Source organism: Pseudomonas sp. CBC3, from assembly GCF_037967085.1.
Classification (GTDB): domain Bacteria; phylum Pseudomonadota; class Gammaproteobacteria; order Pseudomonadales; family Pseudomonadaceae; genus Stutzerimonas.
The window spans coordinates 1,118,869-1,137,283 of record NZ_JBANEO010000001.1 but is presented as its reverse complement, the minus strand read 5'-3'; the positions used below and the strand labels follow the sequence as shown (position 1 = coordinate 1,137,283).

14 protein-coding genes and 1 tRNA gene are annotated in these 18,415 nt (G+C 62.4%); 13 read left to right on the top strand and 2 right to left on the bottom strand.

Features of this window, described 5'->3' with window-relative positions; genetic code table 11:
* The first annotated feature begins 74 nt into the window (after window positions 1-74).
* The 5 genes from V6943_RS05160 (at window position 75) to V6943_RS05140 (ending at window position 5,104) form a co-directional block, all read left to right on the top strand.
* A complete protein-coding gene (locus V6943_RS05160; protein ID WP_340552794.1) occupies window positions 75-1,451 on the top strand; it encodes a COG3014 family protein in 1,377 nt (458 codons plus the stop codon).
* 13 nt (window positions 1,452-1,464) lie between these two features.
* The gene (locus tag V6943_RS05155; RefSeq protein ID WP_340552793.1) at window positions 1,465-1,863 is read left to right on the top strand and encodes a YcfL family protein; all 399 of its coding nucleotides are present in this window, start codon (window positions 1,465-1,467) and stop codon (window positions 1,861-1,863) included.
* Window positions 1,864-1,872: 9 nt separating this feature from the next.
* Window positions 1,873-2,466 carry a penicillin-binding protein activator LpoB gene (gene lpoB, locus V6943_RS05150; protein ID WP_340552792.1) on the top strand — a complete coding sequence of 198 codons (594 nt, stop codon included), beginning with the start codon at window positions 1,873-1,875 and terminating at the stop codon, window positions 2,464-2,466.
* Between the two features lies 1 nt (window position 2,467).
* On the top strand, window positions 2,468-3,211 hold the full coding sequence (locus tag V6943_RS05145; protein ID WP_340552791.1) for a penicillin-binding protein activator LpoB: 744 nt from the start codon (window positions 2,468-2,470) through the stop codon (window positions 3,209-3,211).
* Window positions 3,212-3,322: 111 nt separating this feature from the next.
* Window positions 3,323-5,104 (top strand): GspE/PulE family protein, encoded by a 1,782-nt coding sequence (locus tag V6943_RS05140; protein WP_340552790.1) that lies wholly within the window; start codon window positions 3,323-3,325, stop codon window positions 5,102-5,104.
* Between the two features lie 117 nt (window positions 5,105-5,221).
* Here the strand turns inward: V6943_RS05140 and V6943_RS05135 are convergent, their stop codons facing one another.
* The gene (locus tag V6943_RS05135) at window positions 5,222-5,929 is read right to left on the bottom strand and encodes a murein L,D-transpeptidase catalytic domain family protein (RefSeq protein ID WP_131649026.1); all 708 of its coding nucleotides are present in this window, start codon (window positions 5,927-5,929) and stop codon (window positions 5,222-5,224) included.
* 229 nt (window positions 5,930-6,158) lie between these two features.
* On the opposite strand from V6943_RS05135, the gene V6943_RS05130 reads away from it, so the two are divergent.
* The 4 genes from V6943_RS05130 (at window position 6,159) to V6943_RS05115 (ending at window position 13,581) form a co-directional block, all read left to right on the top strand.
* Entirely contained in the window at window positions 6,159-7,781 is a 1,623-nt protein-coding gene (locus V6943_RS05130; protein WP_340552789.1) for a L,D-transpeptidase family protein, read from the top strand.
* Between the two features lie 213 nt (window positions 7,782-7,994).
* Window positions 7,995-12,677, top strand: a complete 4,683-nt coding sequence (locus tag V6943_RS05125; RefSeq protein ID WP_340552788.1) for a PAS domain S-box protein — start codon at window positions 7,995-7,997, stop codon at window positions 12,675-12,677.
* Window positions 12,678-12,753: 76 nt separating this feature from the next.
* Window positions 12,754-13,062, top strand: coding sequence for a DUF2388 domain-containing protein (locus V6943_RS05120; protein WP_131649029.1), 309 nt, complete (start codon window positions 12,754-12,756; stop codon window positions 13,060-13,062).
* A gap of 93 nt (window positions 13,063-13,155) precedes the next feature.
* Window positions 13,156-13,581: an OsmC family protein gene (locus V6943_RS05115; protein ID WP_131649030.1), complete on the top strand. Its 426-nt coding sequence runs from the start codon at window positions 13,156-13,158 to the stop codon at window positions 13,579-13,581.
* A 66-nt stretch (window positions 13,582-13,647) separates the two neighbouring features.
* Here V6943_RS05115 and V6943_RS05110 read toward each other — a convergent pair whose 3' ends face one another.
* The gene (locus V6943_RS05110; protein WP_131649031.1) at window positions 13,648-14,763 is read right to left on the bottom strand and encodes a TRAP transporter substrate-binding protein; all 1,116 of its coding nucleotides are present in this window, start codon (window positions 14,761-14,763) and stop codon (window positions 13,648-13,650) included.
* A 195-nt stretch (window positions 14,764-14,958) separates the two neighbouring features.
* On the opposite strand from V6943_RS05110, the gene V6943_RS05105 reads away from it, so the two are divergent.
* The 4 genes from V6943_RS05105 to V6943_RS05090 all read left to right on the top strand — a co-directional run bounded on the left by V6943_RS05105 (window position 14,959) and on the right by V6943_RS05090 (window position 18,350).
* Complete coding sequence (locus tag V6943_RS05105) at window positions 14,959-15,504, top strand: TRAP transporter small permease subunit (RefSeq protein WP_131649032.1); 546 nt, start codon at window positions 14,959-14,961, stop codon at window positions 15,502-15,504.
* Window positions 15,497-16,873, top strand: coding sequence for a TRAP transporter large permease (locus V6943_RS05100; protein WP_131649033.1), 1,377 nt, complete (start codon window positions 15,497-15,499; stop codon window positions 16,871-16,873). The genes V6943_RS05105 and V6943_RS05100 overlap by 8 nt, the downstream gene beginning before the upstream one ends.
* 93 nt (window positions 16,874-16,966) lie before the next feature.
* On the top strand, window positions 16,967-18,199 hold the full coding sequence (locus tag V6943_RS05095; protein ID WP_340552787.1) for a methyltransferase: 1,233 nt from the start codon (window positions 16,967-16,969) through the stop codon (window positions 18,197-18,199).
* A 75-nt stretch (window positions 18,200-18,274) separates the two neighbouring features.
* Window positions 18,275-18,350: transfer RNA gene (locus V6943_RS05090), tRNA-Thr, on the top strand.
* The last annotated feature ends 65 nt before the right edge of the window (window positions 18,351-18,415 follow it).

Genomic DNA, 18,415 nt, shown 5'->3' with positions numbered 1-18,415 from the left:
TCCCTGCGCAGCTTTGAATCGCCGGGCTCAGCGGAACGAGGCCAGCTCTCAATTACCAAGGATGAATCATTCCGATGACTCGACTCGCCAAAGCCGCCCTTTCGGTGGGGCTGGGCCTACTTCTGAGCGGCTGCGAAACATTCCGCAGCTACGAAACCGAACTCACCGCCGTAAACCAGCACATTCTCGCGGGCGACCCCGACGCCGCACTAATGCTCCTGGAGAAGCACAACAGCCGTGAGCAGAAGGACCTGCTGTATTACTTCGAAAAGGGCGAGCTGCTGCGCGCCAAGGGCGATCTTGAAGGCAGCCAAGCGGCCTGGAGCGAAGCCGATCAGGTGATCACCGCCTGGGAAGAGTCGATCAAGCTCGATACCGAGAAATACCTCACCGAATTCGGCAGTCTGCTGGTCAACGACAAGGTTCGCCGCTACGAAGGCTACGACTACGAAAAGGTCATGCTCACCACGCAGCTGGCACTCAACCGCCTGGCGCGCAACGACTTCGAGCAGGCGCGCATGGATATCAAAAGGACTCATGAGCGCGAGGCTTTCATCAGCCAACTGCGCGATCGCGAGTATCTCAAGCGTGAGCAGGAAGCCCAGGAAAAAGGCATCACCGCCCAGTTCAAGGATTTGCAGGGCTATCCGGTGGAAGTGCTCGACGCGCCGGAAGTGCTGAGCCTGAAGAACAGCTATCAGAGCGCCTTCAGCCACTACCTCTCCGGCTTCGTCTACGAAGCGCTTGGAGAAAAAGGTCTTGCCGCGCCAGGCTACCGCAAGGCCATCGAGTTGCGGCCGGGCGAAGAATTGCTCGAGGATGCGCTCGTCCGCCTGGATGCACCGGCACCAACCACCGACGAAAGCGAAGTGCTGATAGTAGTGCAGAACGGGCTGGCTCCGGCCCGCGACTCGGTGCGCATCCCGCTGCCGATCCCCACCTCGACCGGCATTATTGTGACGCCCTTTTCCTTCCCGGTAATCAAGAGCGAATCGCAGCCGACGGCGCAGACGGTGCGGCTCGACGACCAAGAGCTGACCCTTGCGCAGCTCAACAGCATTGACGCCATGTCGCGTCGCGCGCTGCGTGACGACATGCCGGGTATCATCTTGCGCACCAGCGTCCGGGCGATCAGCCGCAGCGTGATGCAAAAGCAGCTGAACGATAACGTAAGTCCGCTGGCAGGGCTGGCGGTCGGCCTGATGTCGGCCATCACTGAAGGCGCCGACGAGCGCACCTGGCGCACCCTGCCCGACCAGACCTTGGTGGCGCGAGCCCGTATCAGGCGTGGCGAACACAGTCTGTCGCTGCCCAACGGCACCATCGCCAAGGTGCGGATCGACCAGCCCTATCAGGTCATCCCGCTGCGCGTGATTGGCGGCCAGGTATTCGCCGCAGGCTCCGCCGTAGAGCTTCCCGCCCCCCTTACCCGTATCGCCCAGGCCCAGTGACCAGGAGGTCCCGATGTCCCGCTTGATTCCTCTCGTACTCGGTCTGAGCCTGCTGGCCGGCGGTTGCGCCACGCCACCGCCGCCGGCACCCGGTAGCGCCGCCAGCAAAGTCGTCTCGCTCGGCAGCATGGAGCACATCGAAGTCGGCGCTATGCGCGTCGCCCGGGAGAACGGCTTTCTCACCGTCAAGGTCGAGTTCAAGAACAGCAGCGCCCGTAACAAGCCGATGTACTACCGCTTCGCCTGGCTCGACAATGACGGCTTCCCGGTTGCCGCCGAGGAAAGCTGGAAGAGCCTGACGCTGTACGGAACGCAGACCAGTTACCTGCCGGCCATCGCACCCGTGCCGCAGGCTACCGACTTCCGACTGGAAGTCCAGACCCCCGAAAACTCCGTCAACCTTTTCCGCTAGGGCTTCACCATGCTTTTCGTTCGCACGTTCGCCATTATCACCTTCGCTGCTCTGGCCAGCGGCTGTGCCTCCACCTCGTCGCCAGTACTTGGCGGCGGCAACATCAGCTATGGCGACAGCAAGGCCGTCGAGCTGATCACCAACGAGTTCGGCTCGTCCGATCTGCAGACTATCGCTGAGTCGATGACCCGTTCGCTGGCGCAATCCGGCATTCTGCAGGGGCGGCCGGTGATCCAGGTCTACGACGTGAAGAACAAGACCAGCGAGTACATTGATACCCGCGAGATCACCACCTCGATCAAGACCCAGCTGATGAAGACCGGCACGGCCCGCTTCGCCAGCGACAATGTCGATCTGGACAGCCAGGTCGAGCAGCTCAAGCTGCAGAACCAGAGCGGCCTGTACAAGCAATCCACCATCGCCAAGACTGGCAACATGGTCGCCGCGCAGTACCGCCTCGAAGGCAGCATCAGCTCTATCGTCAAGCGCAGCAGCGACTACAAGGACGTCTTCTACAAGTTCAGCCTCCAGCTCATCGACGTTGAGAGCGGTCTGGCTGAGTGGATGGACGAGAAGGAAATTCGCAAGACAACGGAGCGTTAAGATGCGCCTGCTAGCTTCCCTGCTGCTCTGCGGCCTAGCCTTCGCCAGCCAAGCCGCGCCTAAGGTCGCGGTGACCGACCTCGCCTACGAAGAGCGTGTACGCGAATACATCCACCTGATCAGCGCTTCGGACCAGGCGCAAGTGAACGGTTTCTCTGCCTCGGCAAGCAGCAGCTACCGTGAAATCGAGGCGACTTACAGCTACCTCGAGCGCGGCGAGCTGAAGAAGTTCACCGGCGACATCAAGGGCGAGATCCTCAAGTCTGGCCGATTCCAGCTGATCCAGGGCAAGCCCTACAGCAAGGACAACGAAGGCCTGCACGACATCATCGGGCGCATTCGCAACGGTGACTTCAAGGGCGCGGACTACGTGCTGTTTGGGACCCTTTCCGACCTGGATTTCCGCCAAGACTTCAACGCCTTGCAGCACAGCGACAACTACTCGAAGGTCTTCAGCCTGACGCTGGTCGCCGAGTTCAGCCTGATCGATACCCGCACTCTGGAAATCATCTCAGCGTTCTCGGCATTGGGCGAAGGCCAGGACACCAAGCTAGTCAGCGCCGCCGACGGACGACTCACCCCCAACCGCGGCCGCGTAATCCGTGACGTGTCGCTCTCGCTTGGCTCCGATGTGGCGCGCCAGCTGCAGCAGCAGCTTGGCGACGGCGTGTCGCTGAACGGAGCGGCCCGTGCCGGCACCCAGCCGGGCCTGCCGGTCGATACCGCGCCGGTAATCCTTCGTTAGTTGGCATTCACTTCTCAGGTTCTCGACCGATTTCTGTTGCCGGTCGGACATTTGCGGCATTCTTGGCGCTGGCGGTCGACGTTCTTGGCCGCCTTGTCCTAAGGAGTCCACATGTCCAGCTTTGCGGCCAAGCCTGATCGCATTCTCAGCCTCGATGACCTGTTGCGCGATCTGGTGGCTCAAGGCCGCTTGCAACAGGACACTGCCGAGCAGTGCATGACGCTGCGCCGCAGCACGGCGGCCAGTCAGCAACATCCGCTGGAGTTTCTCGCCGAGCAGCAACTCGACGATCTGGCGCGACCCGGTAAGAAGCTTGATCTGGAAACCCTGACCCTCTGGCTCGCCGAACAAGCCGGGCAGCCCTATCTGCGCATCGACCCGCTGAAAATCAATGTCGCGGCCATCACGCCACTGATGTCCTACGCCTTCGCCCAGCGCCACAAGATCCTCGCCGTGGCGGTGGACAGCTCGGCGGTGACCATCGCCAGCGCCCAGCCCTTCGTGAAGAGCTGGGAAGCCAACCTCACCCACGTGCTCAAGCGGCCGATCAAGCGGGTGGTGGCCAATCCGGTGGAGCTGCAGCGCTTCACCGTAGAGTTCTACCGACTGGCCAAGTCGGTCAGCGGCGCCACCGCCACGGACCAGAAGATCAGCGGCACCGGTAACTTCGAGCAGCTGCTCAACCTCGGCGCCAGCGATCAGGAGCCCGACGCCAACGATTCGCACATCGTCAACATCGTCGACTGGCTGTTCCAGTACGCCTTCGACCAACGCGCCAGCGACATCCACATCGAGCCGCGGCGCGAGCAGGGCACGGTGCGCTTTCGCATCGACGGCGTGCTGCACAACGTCTACCAGTTCCCGCCGCAGGTAACCATGGCGGTGGTCAGCCGGCTGAAGTCACTGGGTCGGATGAACGTCGCCGAGAAGCGCAAGCCGCAGGATGGCCGGGTCAAGACCAAGACGCCGGATGGCGGTGAGGTGGAACTGCGCCTCTCGACCCTGCCCACCGCCTTCGGCGAGAAGATGGTGATGCGTATCTTCGATCCCGAAGTGTTGCTCAAGGGCTTCGACCAGCTGGGCTTTTCCGCCGAGGACCTGCGCCGCTGGCAGAGCATGACCGGCCAGCCCAACGGCATCATCCTGGTCACCGGCCCCACCGGCTCGGGCAAGACCACCACGCTCTACACTACGCTCAAGCAGCTGGCCACGCCGGAGGTGAACGTCTGCACCATCGAGGACCCGATCGAAATGATCGAGGGCGCCTTCAACCAGATGCAGGTGCAGCACAACATCGAACTGTCCTTCGCCAGCGGCGTGCGCGCGCTGATGCGCCAGGACCCTGACATCATCATGGTCGGCGAGATTCGCGATCTGGAAACGGCAGAAATGGCGATCCAGGCGGCGCTGACCGGCCACTTGGTGCTCTCGACGCTGCACACCAATGACGCCCCCAGCGCCATCACTCGCCTGCTGGAACTGGGCGTGCCGCATTATTTGCTGCGCGCCACCTTGCTTGGCGTGATGGCCCAGCGCTTGGTGCGCACACTCTGCCCGCACTGCAAGACGCCGGTTCAACTGGATGCCGATGACTGGCAGGCCCTGACCAAGCCCTGGAACGCCCCGCTGCCGAGCCATGCACAGCAAGCCGTGGGCTGCATTGAGTGTCGGGATACGGGCTATCGCGGCCGCGCAGGCGTGTACGAAATCATGCTGCTCAACGATACGATCAAGCCGCTGATCACCGCCGACACCGACCTCATCGCCTTGCGTCGCCAGGCGTTCAAGGACGGCATGCACAGCCTGCGCCTGTCCGGCGCGCAGAAGATCGCAGCGGGGCTGACTACGTTGGAAGAGGTGTTGCGGGTAACACCGCAGAGTGAGCAGAAATAGAGCCGCAGGCGAACTGCTGACGCTTCGTTCGCGGCGCGCTGTCGCCGTAGGGCCGAATTCATTCGGCCGAGTTTGCGAAAGTCGAACAAGTTCGACCCTACGAGCCTTGCCGCTGAGTCACCCCTGCCGCGCCGCCAATATCCCCGCAACGCGCGAAGGCTCGCAATTGAGATAGGCCGAGGTCTGCAGCCAATCCTGATCCGGATACCAGGAAAACATGAACTGCCCGCCCTTGAGGCTATCGACCACCATGCGCGCCACTTCCGGGCGCACCGCCGGGCAGCCCTGGCTGCGGCCGATGCGGCCTTGAGTGGCGATCCAGGCCGGGTTCACGTAATCAGCCGGGTGGATGACGATCGCTCGTTCGCGGGCCAGGTCGTTCACGCCGGGTTCGAGCCCATCCATACGCAGTGAATAGCCATGCTTGCCGCTGTAGCTCTCGGCGGTGCGGAACAGGCCGATGCTCGACTGATGGCTGCCAAGCACGTTGGAGAAGCGCGTGGCGAGGTTTTCGCCAGACTTCATTCCGTGGGCGACGAAATCTTCAAGCAACAACCGCCGCTGCTGCAGGTCGAATATCCAGAGCCGGCGTTCCGACGACGGCAGCGAAAAATCGATCACCGCCAGCCGCTTCGCGGGGCTGGCGCCGTTATTCACAGCGCATTGCATGGCCGCTACGGCATGCGTGAGCACTTTGAGGTTTAACGTAGGCGCTATCAGTGACAAGTCATCCACAACCGGCTGGTAGGAAGGACTGGCCGCCAGGAGCGGAGCTGACAGGAGCAGACCTGCCACGAGGCAGAGGCGTCGGAACGAAACCATCATGTATTGAATTACCTCACCGACGCCAAAGCCGCATTTCCCTCTTGGCTAGCGTCCATACGCGCTGCAGCACCGAGCAGGCGGCAGCGAAACAGGTCAGACGGGAGCGAAAAAACTCCCACTTCGTCTGACAGAGCATTTTGTGGTGGTCCGGATGGGTCTGGTTTTCCCAAAGCCGCAGCCGGATTAGCGGCAAAGTCTAGCAGTCGGTGGGTTTGCCGGGAGTGAAGCATTGTATAAAAAACATGCAGTTCGTCTGGTTGGCATCTTCTGCCTCGCACCCGCATTGGCGTTCGCGCAGCCTGCCAGCAATCCAGTCAAACCTATCCAGAGCGCCCTGGAAAATCTCGCCAGCGCCTGCGCCAGTCCCCTTGCCGACATCGACCAGACGGCTTCTCGGCAGCTGACCGAGCTCTATAGTCGACAGCAGTTCGAAGCCTTGTGGACATCCTATGAGCAGATCGACACGCTGCTAGCGCAACTCGATGCGCTGGTCGACGACGGTCTGAATCCTGCTGCTTACCATCCCGCAGCCATTCGCCGAAGCCTGTATACGGCGACGGCCGAACCGCTGCATCGCGAGTGTGGCGACATTCTCGCGACGCACGCCTACCTGCTGGCACTGCGGCATCTGTCCCACGGGCGGCTGCCGCAGGATCGTCTGGAGCCGGTCTGGCGCAGCACCGACGCCGTGGCCCCGCAGCGGGCGGATGACCGGTTGTTGGACATCGCCGATGCCGGCCTGATGAACATCGGCCAGGCCTTCGATCAGGCGCGCCCGACGTTCGAGCAGTACCACAACCTGCGCAAGGCTCATGCCCGCCTGCGAGCCGAGCCCGCGCAACGCCAACTGCCGATCCCTGCCGGAGAGACTTTGCGTCCCGGTATGTCGGATGCCCGGGTTCCCTTGCTGCGCCAACGTCTGGCCGCCGGCGGCTATCTTCCCGACACCATCGCGGTGGAAAGCGTCCAGAACCGCTACGACCGAACCGTCGAGCAGGCGCTGAAAGCCTTCCAGGCCCGCCACGGCTTGCAGGACGACGGCATATTGGGCGTCGACACCCTGGCCGCGCTGAACGTCACCCCGAGTGAGCGACTGGACCAGCTGAAGATCAATCTGGAGCGATTCCGCTGGCTATCCCGCGACATCGAGGCGCGCTCGCTGTTGGTCGATATCGCTGGCGGGCGCGTCGTCTATTTCCGTGACGGGCGCGCGCAATGGGAGACACGCAGCCAGGTTGGCCGCGCGACGCGGCAGACACCGGAGATCAAATCGACCGTCACCCGGCTGACCCTCAATCCGACCTGGACCGTGCCACCCACCATCCTGAGCGAAGACAAACTGCCCAAGATCCGTGAGGACCTCGGCTATCTGGCCGAGCAGGATCTGCAAGTTTTCGACTACGAGGGCAACCCGCTGGACCCTGAGCAGGTCGAGTGGAACGATCCCGGCCGCATTCTGCTGCGCCAGGCCGCAGGACCGGACAACCCGCTCGGACGTCTGGTCGTGCGCTTCGACAATCCATTTGCGATTTATCTGCACGACACGCCGAGCCAGGGCCTGTTCGACCGTTCCCAGCGCGCGTTCAGCTCCGGCTGCGTCAGGGTCGAGTCGGTCATGCAGCTGGTCGACCTGCTGTTGGTCGATGGCGAACGCGAACGCTTCGCCCGGTTGCTGGAGACGGGCAAGACGCACGAGTTTCGCCTGGCCGAGCCCACCCCAGTGCTGCTGGCGTACTGGACAGCCGAAGCGGACAGCACCGGACAACCACACTATCGCCCGGACATCTATCAACGCGACCCAGACCTGATCGCCTCGCTGCGGATGGCTGACCAGAAGCTGCTGAAAGATTGATGAGGCCGCGCGTATCAAACCTCCCTAACCAGGCATTCGCCAGACCGGACCGGCGGCTCTGGCAGAGTGCCCGCAGACCGAGGTCTACTTGCGACAAAAGGCTCTTTCGCAGCGACAATATCTGCAAACAATCAGTAACGCCTCGCCACATGCAGGTGCTCGGACGCCTTATGCTGGGGATGTCTTGCCGCCATGGATAGCCGAGCAGAAATTTTGAACGTTGAAAATAAAGTCGACAGCCGGGTCGAAGCTGACCGAACGACAGCGCTGGCCCAATACCGCATTCTCGATACGCCACCGGAAACGGCGTTCGATGATCTGGTGACGCTCGCGGCCGAGCTGTGCACGTGCAACAGCGCCGCCCTCATATTTCTCGACCAGGGACGCCTCTGGATCAAGGCCTCGCTCAACCTTGACGATGACAGCCGAACGCTTGCCCAGGCGCTTGATGCCTGCAGCATGAGCGGCGCGGAAACGCAGGTGATCGAAAGCCCGGTCGAGGCATCCGCCTTCTATGCAGCCGCGCCGCTAAAGACCCCGGAAGGCCTGTTGCTCGGCGCACTGTGCGTGATCGGCGACCAGGCGCAGACCTTGTCGCAGCGCCAGCTCGGCCATCTGCAGGCATTGGCCCGGCAGGTCATGGCATTGCTCGAGTTGCGCCGCAGCTGCGAGCACGAGGAGCACAACCGGCAGATCATCGACAGCGCGCTGGATTACGCGATCCTCAGCACCGACTCCCAGGGCACCATCATCAGCTGGAACCGAGGCGCCGAGCAGATTCTCGGCTGGCAGCGGCAGGAGATCATCGGCAGCGCTATCGCCCGGATATTCACCGATGAGGATGTTGCCGACGGTGTGCCGGAGAGCGAGATGCAACGGGCCGTGCAGGACGGCTCGGCAAACGACGAGCGCTGGCACCGCCGCAAGGATGGCAGTCACTTCTGGGCGGCCGGCGTGTTGATGCAGCTCAGGACCGAGCAGGGGCAGCTGCAGGGCTTCGTCAAGATTCTGCGCGACCTGACCGAACGGCTGCATGAAAAAGCATCGATTCGCGAGGTCGAGGAGCGCTACCGCGCACTGGTCGATCTCAGCCCCCAAGTGATCTGGCAATGCGATGCCAGCGGTTCGTTGATCTTCTGCAATCGCTACTGGTGCGAACTCACCGGGCTGACGGAAAGCGAGTCCGCTGGCATGGGCTGGCTGGCCGCCGTCGCACCGGACCACCGGGACGCGGTGATGCAGCAATGGCATGGGGCATTGAAAAGCGGCAAATCCGGCAGTTTCGAAGTGCCACTGCTCAACGCCGCCGGCGAGCCACGCTGGTTCCAAGGCTGCGGCGCGCCGGTTTACGGGCATGACGGTCGCCTGCTGCATTGGGTATTGGTGGCGCAGGACATCCATGAACGCCGCCGCGCCGAGATCGAACGGCTGGAAAGCGAGGCGTTCACCCGCAGCCTGCTGGACTCGGCCAGTGAAGGCTTCTATTCCATCGATTCCCATGGCCTCGTTACCCTCTGCAACGAGGCGTTCGTCAAGCTGCTCGGCTTCGACAGCAAAGAGCAGGTACTGGGTCGCCAGCTGCATCACGTGATTCACCACAGCCACCCGGACGGCTCGCCGTATACGGTGGAAGATTGCCCGATCCAGCGCACCGCCAAGACCGGCGAACCGGCACATGTCGAATACGAGCTGTTCTTCCGCCAGGACGGCAAAAGCCTGCCGGTCGAGTATCGGGTCGCGCCGCTGTACCGCGACGAACTATTGCAGGGTGCGATATGCACCTTTACCGACATCAGCGAGCGGGCCCGCGGCGACGCGCAGCAGACCTATCTGCTGGAGCTCAGCGACCGCCTGCACGACGCGGGTGACCGCATCGACCTGAGCGAGGTGATGCCCGAACGCCTGGTTCAACTGATCGGTATCGAGTGCCTGGCCTATGGTCATCTCGATGAGCACGATCACTTGGTGATCGTGCAGCAATGGCCATCGGTCAACGATGCGGGACGATTGATCCGATATCCGATTGGCGGCTGCGCCCGGACCCTGCGCCTGCGGCTGGCGCAAGGGATGATTGTGCCTTTCGAAGACTTGCTGGACGAGGCCGACTGCCGCGATAACTGCGGCGCCCTGCACGAGCGTCTCGGCTATAGCAGCCTGCTATTGGCACCGCTGCTGGCGCAGGCGCCGGATTGCGCGTTCATGTTGCTGGCTGATAAACAAGCGCGGCAGTGGAGTCAGGCGGACATCTCATTCGTACGCGAGATGGCCGAGCGCCTTCGTGCCGCGACCGAGCGTGCACGGGCACGCCGCGCCCTGCTCGAGGCCGAACAGCGGGTCAGCCTGGCCAACGAGATCGCCTCGATCGGCGTCTGGGAATATGGCTATCAGCGCAACACGCTGCACTGGGATGCGCAGCTCAAAGCACTCGCCGGCGTCGCTCCCGATGCGCCCGAATTGAGCGTGAGCGAATTTCTCGCACGTGTCCATGCCGACGACCGGACCGCCCTGCTCGACGCCTTTCGCAGCGCCCTCGAAGGCATCGGCGGTGGTGAGCTGAATCTCGATTACCGGGTCTACGACGAGGCGAGCGACCAGTTCCGCTGGCTGACCAATCGTGGGCGCCGCCTGCTCGACGCCGACGGCAGGATTCGCCTGCTCGGTACCGCCCGGGAAATTACCGCCGAGCGCAACGCGGCATTGAAACTGCTGCGCATGAATGCCCTGCTCGAAGAGCAGATACAGGAGCGCAAGAGCACCGAGCAGCGCCAGACGGTGCTCATGGAGCTGGGTGATCTGCTGCGCGGACAGCCCGACAGCACCACCATCATTACGGCGGCCGTGCGCGCACTGGGCATGACACTGAACGTGACCCGCGCAGCGTTTCTTTCCGTAGACCCCGGCGGCCACTACGCCACCGTCGAGCGCTACTGGAGCGACGGTGCGCTGGGCGACTACAGCGAGCGCATGTGCTTCACCGACTATGGCGACTTCATCTACGACCTGCAGAACGACGAGCTGGTGGTCGTCAATGACACCCTGCACGACACCCGTACCGCCGCGCAGGCTTCGAGCCTGCGGCTGCGGCGTATCCAGAGTCTGGTCTGCGTGCCGCTACAGGAGCAAGGGCGCCTGAGTGCCGCCTTGATCCTGTTGCAGGAGCACCCGCGCCAATGGGCCGAGGAAGACATCTCGTTCATACGCGAAGTGGCCGACCGAGCCTGGACCACGGACGAGCGGATGCGCGCCGAACGCGCGCTGCGCGCCAGCGAAGAACAGTTCCGTACGCTGGCCGACAACATGAGCCAGTTCGCCTGGATGGCCGATCCGACCGGGCGCATCTACTGGTACAACAAGCGCTGGTACGACTACACCGGCACCACCATGGAAGCCATGCGTGCCCTGGGCTGGCGCTCGGTACATCACCCCGATCACCACGTTCGTGTCAGCGCCTCGATGAAACGCGCCGTGGCGATCGGCTCGACCTGGGAGGAAACCTTTCCGCTGCGAGGCAAGGATGGCCAGTACCGTTGGTTCCTCGCGCGCGCCGTGCCCATTCGCGATGATTTCGGCCAGGTCACGCACTGGTTCGGCACCAACACCGACGTCAACGCGCAGGTCGCGGCCGAAGAGGCGCTGCGCGAGCTGAACGACAATCTCGAACGGCGCGTTGCCGAGCGCACCCGCGAACTGGCGGAGATCAACCATCTGCTGCACCTGGAGATGGGCGAACGCGAGCGCGCCGAGGAAACCCTGCGCCATGCACAGAAGATGGAGGCCATCGGCCAGCTCACCGGGGGCCTGGCGCACGACTTCAACAACATGCTGACCGGCGTGCTGGGCGGGCTCGACCTGATCCAACGGCGGATTGCCAGCGGTCGGGTGAACGATCTGGGTCGCTATGTCGACGCCGCGACCAGCTCGGCCAACCGCGCAGCGGCGCTGACACACCGCCTACTGGCCTTCGCCCGTCGCCAATCGCTGGATCCGCAACCGGTGGACGTCAACCAGCTGGTGCTGTCGATGGAGGACATGCTGCGCCGCACCATGGCCGAACACATCGAGTTCGAGACGCACCTGCAGCCGGAACCCTGGCTGGCCTATACCGATGCGCACCAGCTGGAAAACGCCCTGCTCAATCTTGTGATCAACGCCCGTGATGCCATGAGCGACGGCGGCCGGCTGACCATCCAGACCGGCTGCGTACAGATCAGGGACACTCAGCCCGACAGTCCCGAGCCAGGTGACTACGTGACCCTGAGCGTCGCCGACAATGGCTCCGGTATGCCCGCTGAGGTGGTCGCCAAGGCGTTCGATCCGTTCTTCACCACCAAGCCCATCGGCCAGGGCACCGGCCTCGGGCTGTCCATGGTGTATGGCTTCGTCAAGCAGACCGGCGGCCATGTGCGCATCGACAGTACGCCCGGTCACGGCACCCTGATCACACTGTTCCTCCCGCGCAATCGAACGCAGGCCGAGCCGCAGGCAGAACACACCGGCGCGCCAGCGGCGGTACAGGGCGCGCAGACCAACGAAACCATACTGGTGGTGGAAGACGAAGCCGCGGTACGCATGCTGGTGGTCGAGGTACTGCAGGAGCTGGGCTATCGGGTGCTCGAAGCGGTCGATGGCAATACCGCGCTGCCCCATTTGCAGAGCGATCAGCGCATCGACCTGTTGGTCAGCGATTTCGGTCTGCCGGGCATCAACGGCCGGCAACTGGCCGAGATTGCGCGCCAGTATCGACCGGATCTGCGTGTGCTGTTTATCACCGGTTATGCCCCGAACGCCGAGGTGCGTGGAGAGTTTCTCGCTCCCGGCATGGACATGCTGGCCAAGCCTTTCAGTATCGAGATGCTTGGGGCCAAGGTCCGCCAACTGATCGAGCGCAGCGGATGAACCGCAAGAATCTCTGCAAGGAACTCTGCCAAGCGCGGTGCACTCTCTAGAGGAGGATCAAGCGGAGGCACCCATCATGCGCAAATCAATACTGGCGGCAATCACCTTGAGCTGTGTCCCCTTTGGCGCGGCAATGGCCGACGGCGATTTCGTCCGACAGATTCTCTCTTCGGGCGCGACCACTGCCTCTACCTACATGACCTTCCGCGACGACAAGCTGGTCGCCGCCGCACGTGAAGACGCCGGTAGCTTCGTTGCCAGCGATGGCGCCATCCGCGGCCCTTATCTGGAAGCGATGCTGCTGAAGATGCGCAGCGAGCAACCCGAACTGCAGGCCAGTGATATGCAGCTGGCGAGCGCCATTCTCGCAGCCGAACAGCAGTAGCAAGCAGGCTAGCCGAACGCCCGGACGCATTGCCTGACACGGCACCGCGACCGACATCGCCATTCGTTCAACTCTAGGCATCCGGAGGAACCCATGAAAAAAACTGCATCCGCCGTCTGGCAAGGTGACCTGAAAAGCGGCAAAGGCGCCATTAGCACCCAGAGCGGCGCACTGAAGGACAATCCCTACGGCTTCAACACCCGTTTCGAAGACGCACCCGGCACCAATCCCGAGGAGCTGATCGGCGCGGCTCATGCCGGCTGTTTCTCGATGGCGTTGTCGATGATGCTTGGCCAGGCCGGCCTCACCGCCGAGCGCATCGATACCACCGCCGAAGTCACGCTGGACAAGGATGGCGAAGGCTTCTCGATCACGGCCATCGCCCTGACGCTGAAAGCCAAAGTCCCCGGCGCCAATGAAAGCCAGTTTCAGCAGATCGCCAATCAGGCGAAGGAAGGCTGCCCGGTATCCAAGGTTCTCAACGCGCAGATCAGCCTGAGCGCGACACTGGAAAGCTGATTCGGCAGGTTGAAACGAGAACGCCGCCCATCGGGCGGCGTTCTCGTTTCGGACGGCTTGCGGCCATCAGCCACGAATGTTGTAGATGTCCTTCTCGTTCAGCTCGGCATATTCGTACAGGCGCTTGAGATAGGCGCTTTGCTGTTCCCAGACCTTGGCGGCAACCGGGTCGGCAGCGGCGGAGGCATCGACCACTTCGGCGGCCACTTCCTTCAGACGCGCCAGTACGTCATCCGGCAGACGGCGAACTTCGACGCCCTGCTCGCGCAGTTGTTCGAGCGCTTCCATGTTCTTCGCGTTGTAGTCGTCGAGCATGTCGCCGTTGACCGCACGGGCCGCAGCCCGAACGATGGCTTTGAGGTCGTCCGGCAGGGTTTCCCAGGCCTTGAGGTTGACGTCCAGCTCGAAGGTCACGTTCGGCTCCTGCCAGCCCGGCGTGTAGTAGTACTTCGATGCCTTGTGCAGGCCCAGGGCCAGGTCGTTGTACGGGCCGATCCACTCGGTGGCGTCGATGGCGCCGGTCTGCAGCGCGGTGAAAATCTCCCCGGCAGGCATGTTGACCACGGTGCCGCCCATCTTGGTCAGCACTTCGCCGCCTAGGCCCGGGGTACGCATCTTCAGGCCCTCGAAATCCTGGACCGAATTGATTTCCTTGTTGAACCAGCCAGCAGTCTGCACGCCGGTCGCGCCGCAAGCCATCGGCAGAACGCCGTACGGCTTGTAAACCTCTTCCCAAAGTTTCATGCCGCCGCCGTAATGCAGCCAGGCGTTCATTTCCTGGGCGTTCGGCCCGAACGGCAGTGCGCAGAAGAACTGCGCCGCCGGGACCTTGCCTTTCCAGTAGTAGGGGGCGCCATGTCCCATTTCGGCGGTACCGCGAGAGACGGCATCGAATACTTCCAGCGCGGGCACCAGCTCACCAGCGGCATAAACCTTGACCGTCAGGCGCCCACTGCTCATTTCATTGACCAGCTTGGCGAAGTTCTCAGCACCGACGCCCACGCCCGGGAAGTTCTTCGGCCAGGAGGTGACCATCTTCCAGTTGAATTTCTCGGTGCTTGCAGTGCCTTCGCTTGCACTGCCTTCGGATGGGGCAGCGGTCTCGGCTTCTTTATTGCAGCCGGCCAGCGCTGTAGCAGCCAGGCCAACGCCCGCGGCGGCCAGAATTTGACGACGTTTCATGGGTAACTCCTTGTTGTTGTAATGCTGAATATCGGAATGCCGTACTCAGGTGGTTCTAGCTATCATATGGCTATCTTTCGCTCAAGCGCCGCGACTACGTATAGCGACTACGTACGTAGTACTGCTGGTTGCGGCCTTGTCGCGGCGACGCCTAGAATCGCCGGCCGTCTGGGCCATAACAATAAAGGATCTGCCATGTCGAAACATGCCCCTCCCTTGCTCGGTGTCGCGCACTTTATCGACGCTGCGAACGCCCGCTTCGGTCAGGCCTGCGCCTGGCTGACCCTGTTTCTGGTCCTCGGCACAGCCTTGGTAGTGGTGCTGCGCTATGGCTTCGGTATTGGCGCAACCGCCTTGCAAGAAGCCGTTCTCTATGCCCACGCGCTGGTCTTCATGGGCGCCGCCGCCTGGGTCCTGCAACGCAACGGCCATGTTCGCGTAGATATCTTCTATCAGCGATTCAGCCCCCGCTACCAGGCCTTGGTCGAAGTACTTGGCACCCTTCTATTTCTTCTGCCCGTCTGCCTGTTTCTCGGCTGGGCCAGCTGGGATTACGTCGGCAATTCCTGGGCGACGCTGGAAGCTTCCAGCGAAACGGGCGGCCTGAAACTCGTTTTCCTACAGAAGAGCATCATCCTGGTTCTGGTTGTCAGCCTGGCCCTGCAAGGCATATCGGAAATCATCAAGGCTGCCTACATCGTTGCCGGACGCCTGCCGGAGCCGGAGGTGAAGCATGGCTGAGTTGATGGCGATACTGCTGTTCGTCAGCATTTGCGTGGCATTGATGGCCGGCTACCCAGTGGCCTTCACCCTGGGTGGCGTCTCGCTTCTATTTGCCGGCATTGGCATCCTCACCGGCACTTTCGATGCCGGCTACCTGAGCGCTTTGCCGAACCGCCTGTTCGGCATCATGAACAACCAGACCATGCTTGCCGTGCCACTCTTCGTGTTCATGGGCGTGATGCTGGAAAAAAGCCGAGTGGCCGAAGACCTGCTCGAGTCCATGTCGCGGCTGTTCGGCACTCTGCGTGGCGGCTTGGCAATCTCCGTCTGCGTGGTGGGCGCGCTGCTTGCCGCCAGCACCGGCATCGTCGGCGCTACGGTTGTGACCATGGGCCTGCTGGCGCTGCCGACCATGTTGCGCCGCGGCTACGACCCGGCCATCTCCACTGGCACACTCGCCGCCACCGGAACCCTGGGTCAGATCATTCCACCGTCTATCGTGCTGGTACTGCTGGGTGACGTGATGTCCAGCGCCTATCAGCAGGCGCAGCTAAAGATGGGCATTTTCTCGCCGAAGACCGTCTCGGTCGGCGATCTGTTCATTGGCGCGTTGCTTCCCGGCCTGCTGCTGGTCGGCCTGTATATCCTCTACATCATCGCCGTTGCCGTGCTGCAGCCGAAGAAGCTGCCGGCCCTGCCGCAGGAAGAACTCGGCCCGATCGAGTGGGGCAAGCTGATCAATGCGTTGGTGCCTCCGCTGCTGCTGATCAGCGCGGTGCTCGGCTCGATCCTCGCGGGCTACGCAACGCCCACCGAGGCCGCGGCTCTCGGCGCGCTGGGCGCGATGATTCTGGCCTTCTACAAGGGCAAATTGAATTTCGGCCAGCTTCGCGATGTCGCCTACGGCACCACCGAAATCACCGCGATGGTGTTTCTGATCCTGATCGGCGCTTCGCTGTTCTCGCTGGTGTTCCGCGGCTTCGGCGGCGAAGCACTGATCGAAGATGTGTTCGCACAGCTGCCAGGCGGCGTGCTCGGCGCATTCTTCCTGGTCATGGTGGTGATATTCCTGCTGGGCTTCATCTTGGACTTCATCGAGATCACCTTCGTGGTAGTGCCCATCGTCGGCCCGGTGCTGCTGGCCATGGGTCTGGATCCAGTGTGGCTCGGCGTGATGATCGCCCTGAACCTGCAGACCTCGTTCCTCACGCCGCCGTTCGGCTTCGCCCTGTTCTACCTACGTGGCGTGACACCGAAATCCGTGCCCACCAGTACCATCTACAAAGGCGTGGTGCCCTTCATCCTGATCCAGCTTCTGCTACTGGTGATCGCCTATCAGTTCCCCGGATTGGTCACCTGGCTGCCCGAGCAGATTTACGGCAAATAGCAGCACGCAGACGCCCGTTTCGACGGGCGTCTCGCTTTTCGGCAGAGGGTTTAGGCGCGATCATAGGCGCAAAGCCGCCATCGCCAATCGCCCATGCCCCCCCATTCCGCCAGCTACCCGCAACTTGCCGAACGCTTCGAGCAGCTCGACGCGTTCTTACTGCGGCATCAGCCTTTGTGGCAACCGCGGCCGTTCACTCAGCACCACCTCGCGTGGGAAACAGATCATCCCGAGCTAGCGCGCTGGCTACGTGGCCGTTCGCTGGAAGCAGCCGAAGCGGCGCATAACCACCCCGCCGACCTGCCGGCGCCCGCCCCGTTTCCGCAACTGGCCGCGCAAGCCGTTGCGCTGAGCCACGTGGACGAACTGCCTCATTCACCACATCACCCAATCGACTCACGACAATCGGTTGACGTACCCGGGCGAAAATGGCTGCAGATCCAAGCGTTCGGCTCAGCATTGGCGTTCGCCGAAGCGCCTCGACACTGGCTCGACTGGTGCGCAGGCAAAGGCCACCTCGGGCGGCGGCTTACCAGTACTGGCAACATGTTGACCTGTCTGGAATGGGACCCAGCTCTGGTCGCAGCGGGTAACCTGCTCAGCCAACGACTGGGTATCGACGCGAAACATCTCCAACAAGACGTGATGAGCGAGGAAGCCGCTGCATGGCTCAGCCCGACTGTAACCCCTGTGGCGCTGCATGCGTGCGGCGATCTCCACGTGCGCTTGATCGCCCTGAGCATCACGCAGCATTGCCGTCAGCTGGCAATCGCACCCTGCTGTTACAACCGCATCCAGACCGACCACTATCAGCCGCTGTCACAACTAGCCGCACGGTCGGCGCTCGCCTTGTCGCGCGACGATCTCGGCCTCCCACTCAGCGAAACGGTGACCGCCGGCGCCCGCGAACGCCGTCAGCGCGACCATTCCATGGCCTGGCGCCTGGGCTTCGACCTGCTCCAACGTGAGCTGCGCGGCGAGGACAGCTACCTGCCAACACCGTCACTGCCGACCAGCTGGTTGAAGAAAGGCTTCGACCTCTACTGCCGGGACCTGGCAGCCCTGAAAGCACTCCCCGAACCACCCACCCTGGACTGGAGCGCGCTCGAACGCCGCGGCTGGCAGCGCCTTGCTGAAGTTCGCAACCTGGAACTGCTGCGTGGCCTGTTCCGCCGACCGCTGGAGCTCTGGCTGTTGCTCGACCGCGCTCTATTGCTCTCTGAAAACGGCTATGAGGTACGGCTCGGCACCTTCTGCCCTTCCGAAATCACGCCGCGCAATCTGATGCTGCTTGCAGAGCTCGACGTACCAAGCGCAACCACTTGAAATAGGAGATGCAAACAAGCGCCAATAAACTGTTTACTCGCGCTAAGCAATCGCTATAATGGCGCCCATCTTTTAGCCGGTATAGCTCAGCTGGTAGAGCAACTGACTTGTAATCAGTAGGTCCCGAGTTCGACTCTTGGTGCCGGCACCATACAAAACAAAGGCTTGCAGCAATGCAGGCCTTTGTTTTTTCTGTCGTACGCAAAACGGCGTCGA

Excerpts from the sequence above, each read along its gene's own strand:
- V6943_RS05115 (WP_131649030.1), top strand. The coding sequence starts at position 13,156 with ATGAAAAAAACTGCATCCGCCGTCTGGCAAGGTGACCTGAAAAGCGGC.
- V6943_RS05110 (WP_131649031.1), bottom strand. The coding sequence starts at position 14,763 with ATGAAACGTCGTCAAATTCTGGCCGCCGCGGGCGTTGGCCTGGCTGCT.
- V6943_RS05160 (WP_340552794.1), top strand. The coding sequence starts at position 75 with ATGACTCGACTCGCCAAAGCCGCCCTTTCGGTGGGGCTGGGCCTACTT.
- V6943_RS05120 (WP_131649029.1), top strand. The coding sequence starts at position 12,754 with ATGCGCAAATCAATACTGGCGGCAATCACCTTGAGCTGTGTCCCCTTT.
- V6943_RS05105 (WP_131649032.1), top strand. The coding sequence starts at position 14,959 with ATGTCGAAACATGCCCCTCCCTTGCTCGGTGTCGCGCACTTTATCGAC.
- V6943_RS05135 (WP_131649026.1), bottom strand. The coding sequence starts at position 5,929 with ATGATGGTTTCGTTCCGACGCCTCTGCCTCGTGGCAGGTCTGCTCCTG.
- V6943_RS05140 (WP_340552790.1), top strand. The coding sequence starts at position 3,323 with ATGTCCAGCTTTGCGGCCAAGCCTGATCGCATTCTCAGCCTCGATGAC.
- V6943_RS05100 (WP_131649033.1), top strand. The coding sequence starts at position 15,497 with ATGGCTGAGTTGATGGCGATACTGCTGTTCGTCAGCATTTGCGTGGCA.
- V6943_RS05145 (WP_340552791.1), top strand. The coding sequence starts at position 2,468 with ATGCGCCTGCTAGCTTCCCTGCTGCTCTGCGGCCTAGCCTTCGCCAGC.
- lpoB (WP_340552792.1), top strand. The coding sequence starts at position 1,873 with ATGCTTTTCGTTCGCACGTTCGCCATTATCACCTTCGCTGCTCTGGCC.
- V6943_RS05095 (WP_340552787.1), top strand. The coding sequence starts at position 16,967 with ATGCCCCCCCATTCCGCCAGCTACCCGCAACTTGCCGAACGCTTCGAG.
- V6943_RS05155 (WP_340552793.1), top strand. The coding sequence starts at position 1,465 with ATGTCCCGCTTGATTCCTCTCGTACTCGGTCTGAGCCTGCTGGCCGGC.